Below are 6,353 nucleotides of genomic sequence, written 5' to 3'. Positions count from 1 at the left end.
GGTAGCTATAATGGTAGCCGCCGGGTCAAGGACGGCATTGACTACAATGCCGGTAAGTGCAATGGGGATCGCCACGGCTGAGGAGCCGTAGATGGCGCCGAGCACGGGAATGCCCATAAAGGCAAAGGTCGGCTGTGCCGAGTTCAAAGCAAACATGGAGGCATCCTTCACCGACTGCTTCCCCGCAAAGCGGGACAATAGAAGGAGAACAGCATAAAAGCCGACAATGCCAATGAACAGAGCCAGCAAGAATGACCATTGCTCGATAAGGGATTTCCTGCTGGTGGTCGTAATGCCGATAAATAAATGCGCGGGCAGCGCAAATTTGGTAACCAATGAATTTAGAGCTTTCGAGGAAGAGGCGTCAAAGCTTTTGTAATGCCCCGCCAACCACCCTAAAATAATAACGAAAAAAATCGGCACCAAAATATAAAGGATATGTCCGACACTCATAGTTCGATCCTCCTTGCTTGAACTGACGTATCCTGCCTGTCTGAACAGGCATTCTCTTCCCCCGATGAAGCATTAGTGAGGGTGATGTATGACACTTTCCACGGCCTTGACCTTCACATATTCCGGTTTCCACATTGCATCCCGAATGGCTTGCTCAACATCTGAAATATGTGCCTGGGCTACCTGATCCTGAATCGCGGCTTTCGCCACCGCCACCGCAACAGCGTATGAAACATCTCGTAATTTTCGGATAGGGGGGAGCAGCGCACCGCCAGGCTTATTCGAATCTACGCCATTAGCAACGGCATCTGCTGCGGCTGTAAACATGGCAGGGGTGATCCTTTTGGCCTTGACCACAATTGCGCCCAGACCAAGTCCCGGAAAAACAAAGGCATTGTTTGCCTGTCCAATCTCAAATTTCGTACCGTTATAGGTGACTGGCTCAAAGGGACTTCCGGTAGCAATCAAGGCTTTGCCATCGGTCCATCGTATCAAATCCTCGGGTACCGCTTCAGCAAGGTCTGTAGGATTGGACATGGGCATGATGATCGGGCGTTCTACATGCTTCGCCATTTCCTTGATAATCTCCTCAGAGAAAGCACCCGCTACGCCGGAAGTTCCGATCAATATCGTAGGCTTCACCTGGCGGATAACCTCAAGCAGCGGTATTTTTCCGTCATCAGACCGCGTCCATGAGCTGACTTCCTCTTTTTTACGTACATACGGCTTCCGATATTCCAGTACATTTTCCATATCGTCCGTTAACAGCCCGCTGTAATGAAAGGCCCAAAAGTGCTTGAATGAATCCTCCTCCGAAAGGCCGTCCGCGATCATAGCTCCCCGAATTTGGTCCGCGTTACCGATTCCTGCTGCCCCTGGGCCGAACACAAGTACTTTTTGCTCACGCAACGGAATCTTGGTGACACCTACCGCCGAAAGAATCGCAGCCAGCGTTACCGCTCCTGTGCCTTGAATGTCATCGTTAAAGGTGAGAATGCTTTGACCGTATTTGCCTATAATATGGCGTGCATTCACGCTGCCCACATCTTCCCAATGCAAAAGCGCGTTCGGGAATTGCGTTAACGTTTTGCTGATAAAAGCATCAATAAACTGGTTATAGGCTTCTCCGCGAACCCGCTTATGGCGGTTTCCGATGTACAGCGGATCATTCAGCAGCTTTTCATTATTGGTGCCCACATCCAGTACAATCGGCAGCACCCGTCCGGGATGAATACCTGCCGCAGCTGTATACACAGCAAGCTTGCCAATAGCAATGTTAATCCCCCCGACACCCCAGTCACCGATGCCCAGAATACTTTCGGAATCCGTTACGACGATCAGATCCACATCCTCACCACTCAAACCGGAATTATAGAACGCTTGTCCAATGCCGTTCGGGTTATCTATCGACAAATATACGCCCCCAGGGCGGTTATACTCGTGACTATATTCTTGAATCGCGGTTCCTACCGTAGGTGTGTAGACCACAGGCAGCATTTCACTCAAATGGTCGGTAAGCAGACGATAGTAGAGTACGATATTTCGATTGTGAAGGTCGTTAAGGGAAGCATTTTTACGCAGCATGGTGGGCTGTGCCAGAAATTGCTGATACGCTCGTACGCTCTGTTTTTCCAGTGAAAGGACAGTTGGAGGAAGGATTCCTTCCAATCCCAGTTCTTTGCGTTCTTCTTCCGTAAAAGCGACACCTTTGTTCAAAAGGGGGTTCGCTAACACATCCTTGCCTCGTAATGGGGTGGATAATGAGCCGTCCCGGTTGACATAAAATGCTTCCATACAAACACCCTACTTTCTTTTCGTATTGATGATTATTCATTCGGGTTATTCATGACGAAAGATGACATGTTGCCCATAGTATAGACGTGTAAATCAGTTTTATTCGTCTATTTTTCTATGACAAAATAACCATAAATTTTTCTGTGATTGATCATAAGGAACTAATTCTGAATATGGATAAATAAGATGATTTTTGTCGATTTTGGTCTAATGAATTAGTTCTAAATACTCTGTTTTTGCAAAATATAAAAATTGGTTTTTATTTCCTTATATCCTTATGTATCACGGCATGTCAGCTATTTTATTAAGAAAATATGAAGTTTTTGTACATTAATTTAACCCCTCTAAGCAAACATTTTTAAATCTTTTTCAACAAAATAGAACTATTCGGAGAAAAGGAGAGGTTTGTGTGCAGGGACCTATAGCCATTTTTAGCGATAATGACAGGGCTATTGATTATCCCAACGTGATTTATTTTTACGAGTATATACAGTGCGAGGATCAGGAGGTCACTTCAGCTTATGAGGACGCATGCTGCTGCCTGATTGATTACAGGGAGCCTGGACAGGCTGTACGGGTAGCGAATCAGATCCGTAGTCGCTTTCCGCAGATGCCGCTGTTACTGGTGACGGATGTATCGCATCCGTTCAGTGATCATCATATGGTGCAGATTACCGGAATAGGTCGTTTGCGCCTGCTGTTTTGGCAAGCCAATGACAACGAAGAGATGCTTTCCGAAATTCAAAGCTTGCTCTATCCCGAGTATTCGGCCAAAGGCCAACATATTGCTTTCATCTTGTCTGTATATAACGAGGAGCAGCGTTTTGTTCATGTCAAGAAGTTTGCTGAACGGCTGCAAGCTTTTATCCGCAGTCATATTGTGGAGGGCTCTATTTATCTCATTGATGATGGCAGTCATGATGGCACGAATGCCTTGATCAAAGCGCTGGAGGCGGCGACAGACCTGTCCGTGAACCGGATTAATCAGAATCTGAGTCCGCTGCTTCAAACCAGGGAACTGGGACGCAATACCCGCAAAGCAGGAACGTATCTGGAAGGGATGCGCACCATCGGCGCGGATTACTACGTATTTGTGGACGCGGACGACTCCTTTTTTATTGAGGATATAGCCAGAATGATTAATGTGGTTCGACAGGGCTACTACGATGTCGTGATTGGAACCAAGGATATGACAGCCGAAAATCGCTCTTTATTACGATCTATCGTGAGCTTTGGCAAACGTGTTATTTCCCGGCCGTTTTTACCGACAGGCGTGGTGGATTCCCAGACAGGGCTTAAAGTGATGAGCTCGGTCGCTGTGAAGCGGATGTTCCCGCATTTGAAGGAACAGCTCGGACTGGCGCTGGATCTGGAAATGATGTTTATTGCCAAGCGACTCCAGCTTCGGGTGCTGCAATTACCCGTCAAGTGTATTGACCGGGACGGCTCGCACATCCATGTCTGGAAGGATTCCATTCGTTTTTTGCGCTCCATTATTGATATTTGGCGGCTAGATCGGCGGGTGAGATAAGAACGTGACAAACCGCTTGCGAACGTTGATGTTTCCTCTATTTAATGTGCTGCTGAACGGATTTAATTTTTTCTTCCATATTGCAGCGAGCTGGTATCTTACCGGACAAGCTTATGGTCAGGCGAATGCGCTGCTGGCCCTCTTTGCACTGTTGTCCGTTTTGGGCCTGTCCATTCAGCTATTAACAGCCAAGCTGGTCTCCAAGGGAGACAAGAAGGTTCCGCTGCGTAGCCTGCCACTCGGTTCCCTATTGCTAAAAGCACCTCTGTTGCTAACCGTGCTTGCCATGGTGATATTACTGGCGCTTCATCCGTTACTGCGTTCGTTATTAGGTGTGGATTCCGGCCCGCTATTTATGCTGTATGCCTTGGTGGGGCTGCATATTCTCGTCAGCTCGTGCCGTGGAGATTTACAGGGCAGAGAACGCATGCTGGCGCTGAATGTGAACTATTACTTGGAGGTTTTAGGAAAGCTGGGCCTGTTCTTTATACTGGCTGCATCAGGGCTCAAGCTGGAGGCTTTACTGCTGGCAAGCTGTGGGGGGATGCTACTGTCGCTGCTTCACGGCTGGGCTGTTTCGGTGCGGGGCTTATCCTCACGCGGACGGACTGGAGAACGTATATCTTCCGGGCTATGGAAATCACTAGGTCAGGATTTTACGGATAGTCTCATTACGAATTTATTTATTTTGTTCTGTATCTCCATTGACATGCTCTATGTGCAGCATTACTTTCCCGAACAGGCCAGCGGTTATGCGATTGCGTTGAAATACAGCCAGTTGGTCTATTACGTGTCGTACAGCCTGATAGCTGCCTTTATTCCAAAGCTCGGTGCGCAGGGGCATGACCGCCAAGCCTTGCGCAAGCTGGTTGCCGTCTATGCCGGATTAATGGCTGTTGCAGCGATCTGTGTATATGTGGGCACTACCTTTGTGTTCCCACCTTCTATTCCCGTACTATTCGGGGCTTCATACCAGTCGGCAGAAGCTTATATTCCGTTGGGAGGATGGGTGTACTGGCTGTTTTCCATCGTGCTGTTCTTTGTTCATGTGCATGTATTGGTGGGCAGACGCAAATTTATGTTCGGGCTACTGACTGGAGCTGCGATTTTATTGGCAGCCTTTCATGTGGCGCATCAAAACCCGTCTGATTTTCTGCTATCAGAGTTGATTGTTTACGGCGCCATGTCGCTCTATTTTGTGGTAGATGCCTATGTATATTTGTTCAAAATAAAAATAAGGGGGGATTCACCCCATGAATACAATACCTGAACAGAATGGTAAAACCGTAATTCTGTTGCTCTCCTGGCGTGACATTCGTTCACCTAAAAGCGGGGGAGCCGAAATTTTCACCCACGAAATGCTCAAACGCTCGCAGCAAGACCGTTTTCAGTTTATTCATTTTTCGCCCAGGTTCGAGGGAATGCCCGAGGAAGAAATCATAGACGGAATTACGTATATCCGAAAAGGCAATATTTACAGCGTCATTTATTATGCCATGCGCTATTACCGTCAACATCGCAAGCATATTGATTATGTGATTAATCAGGCGAACACGCACCAGTTTTTCACCCGTTTCTGGGTGGAGGCGCCCAAGCGAATTTTCTTTATACATCAGCTAACAAGGGAAATATGGTTTGAAAATGCCGGATTCCCGCTTAATCATATCGGATATCGCTTGGAGCCCTTGATGCTCAAGCTTGCTCGTAAGGATCGGACAATTACCGTATCCCCGTCTACCCGTTATGATCTGCTCAAGCTGGGCTTTCACCCGGATCGTGTTCATCTGTTGCCTGAAGGCATCGAGTTTGAACACTGGCCCCGGGAGCAATTTTTAACCAAGGAGTCCAATCCTACCTTTATGTACGCCGGGCGCTTTGTGAAATATAAAGGCATTGATCTGGTGGTTGAAGCTTTTGGACGACTCAAGAAAAAATTCCCGCACGCTATGTTATGGATCGCTGGAAAAACCGATAAAACCTATGTAGCAGAACAATTATTGCCGATTATGAAACGGTATGGATTGACGTACGGAGAGCCGGATGAACAGGGACAAGCCCAAGCGGATATTACCTTTTACGGATTTGTTTCACCAGAGCATAAGTTGGAGCTGATGAGCCGCGCCCACGCGCTCGTTTTCCCTTCCCTGCGTGAAGGCTGGGGCTTGACGATTACCGAAGCAGCGGCTGTGGGGACTCCCAGCATCGTCAGTAATTCACCCGGACTAGTGGATGCGACGGATTTTGGAAAAAGCGGATACCTGTGCTTCCACGGCGACATCCGGGGATTATCTGAACAAATGGAAAGAGCAGCAAACGGAGGCGAAGACTATATGGCCATGCGTGAGCGGGCGTATCAGTATGCGCTGGGATTTCATTTTAATCATACGGCGGCTGCATTTGAGCAGTTAATGGGAGATTGGGTAAAGGAGGCGGAACAGAGTGGACAAAGTGGTCATTCTCTTCTCCACGTACAACAATGAACGGACAATAGAGCCATGTTTGCAAAGCTGTATGGGGCAAAATTACAAGGATTTGCACATCGTGATTGCCGATGACGGCTCAGAGGACCAGACCG

General features: G+C 47.8%; 6 protein-coding genes. 4 read left to right on the top strand and 2 right to left on the bottom strand.

Annotated features, from left to right (window positions below):
• Together L696_RS0126115 and L696_RS0126110 are read right to left on the bottom strand one after the other, a co-directional pair.
• The coding region (locus L696_RS0126115; protein ID WP_025686266.1) for an AEC family transporter at positions 1-453 on the bottom strand (453 nt) is incomplete at its 3' end.
• 72 nt (positions 454-525) lie between these two features.
• A complete protein-coding gene (locus L696_RS0126110) occupies positions 526-2,247 on the bottom strand; it encodes an NAD-dependent malic enzyme (RefSeq protein ID WP_025686265.1) in 1,722 nt (573 codons plus the stop codon).
• Between the two features lie 409 nt (positions 2,248-2,656).
• Here L696_RS0126110 and L696_RS0126105 point away from each other — a divergent pair, with 409 nt between their 5' ends.
• The 4 genes from L696_RS0126105 to L696_RS32555 form a co-directional block, all read left to right on the top strand.
• The gene (locus L696_RS0126105; protein ID WP_025686264.1) at positions 2,657-3,778 is read left to right on the top strand and encodes a glycosyltransferase family 2 protein; all 1,122 of its coding nucleotides are present in this window, start codon (positions 2,657-2,659) and stop codon (positions 3,776-3,778) included.
• 4 nt (positions 3,779-3,782) lie between these two features.
• A complete protein-coding gene (locus L696_RS0126100) occupies positions 3,783-5,048 on the top strand; it encodes an MATE family efflux transporter (RefSeq protein WP_025686263.1) in 1,266 nt (421 codons plus the stop codon).
• The gene (locus L696_RS0126095; RefSeq protein WP_025686262.1) at positions 5,032-6,258 is read left to right on the top strand and encodes a glycosyltransferase family 4 protein; all 1,227 of its coding nucleotides are present in this window, start codon (positions 5,032-5,034) and stop codon (positions 6,256-6,258) included. The genes L696_RS0126100 and L696_RS0126095 overlap by 17 nt, the downstream gene beginning before the upstream one ends.
• On the top strand, positions 6,218-6,353 hold a 136-nt coding region (locus L696_RS32555; protein ID WP_155985479.1), incomplete at its 3' end, for a glycosyltransferase. The genes L696_RS0126095 and L696_RS32555, both read left to right, overlap by 41 nt.

The sequence above is a fragment of the Paenibacillus maysiensis genome, assembly GCF_000520815.1.
GTDB lineage: Bacteria > Bacillota > Bacilli > Paenibacillales > Paenibacillaceae > Paenibacillus > Paenibacillus maysiensis.
Note: the sequence above shows the minus strand (reverse complement) of the source record. Positions and strands in the feature narration are given on the sequence as shown.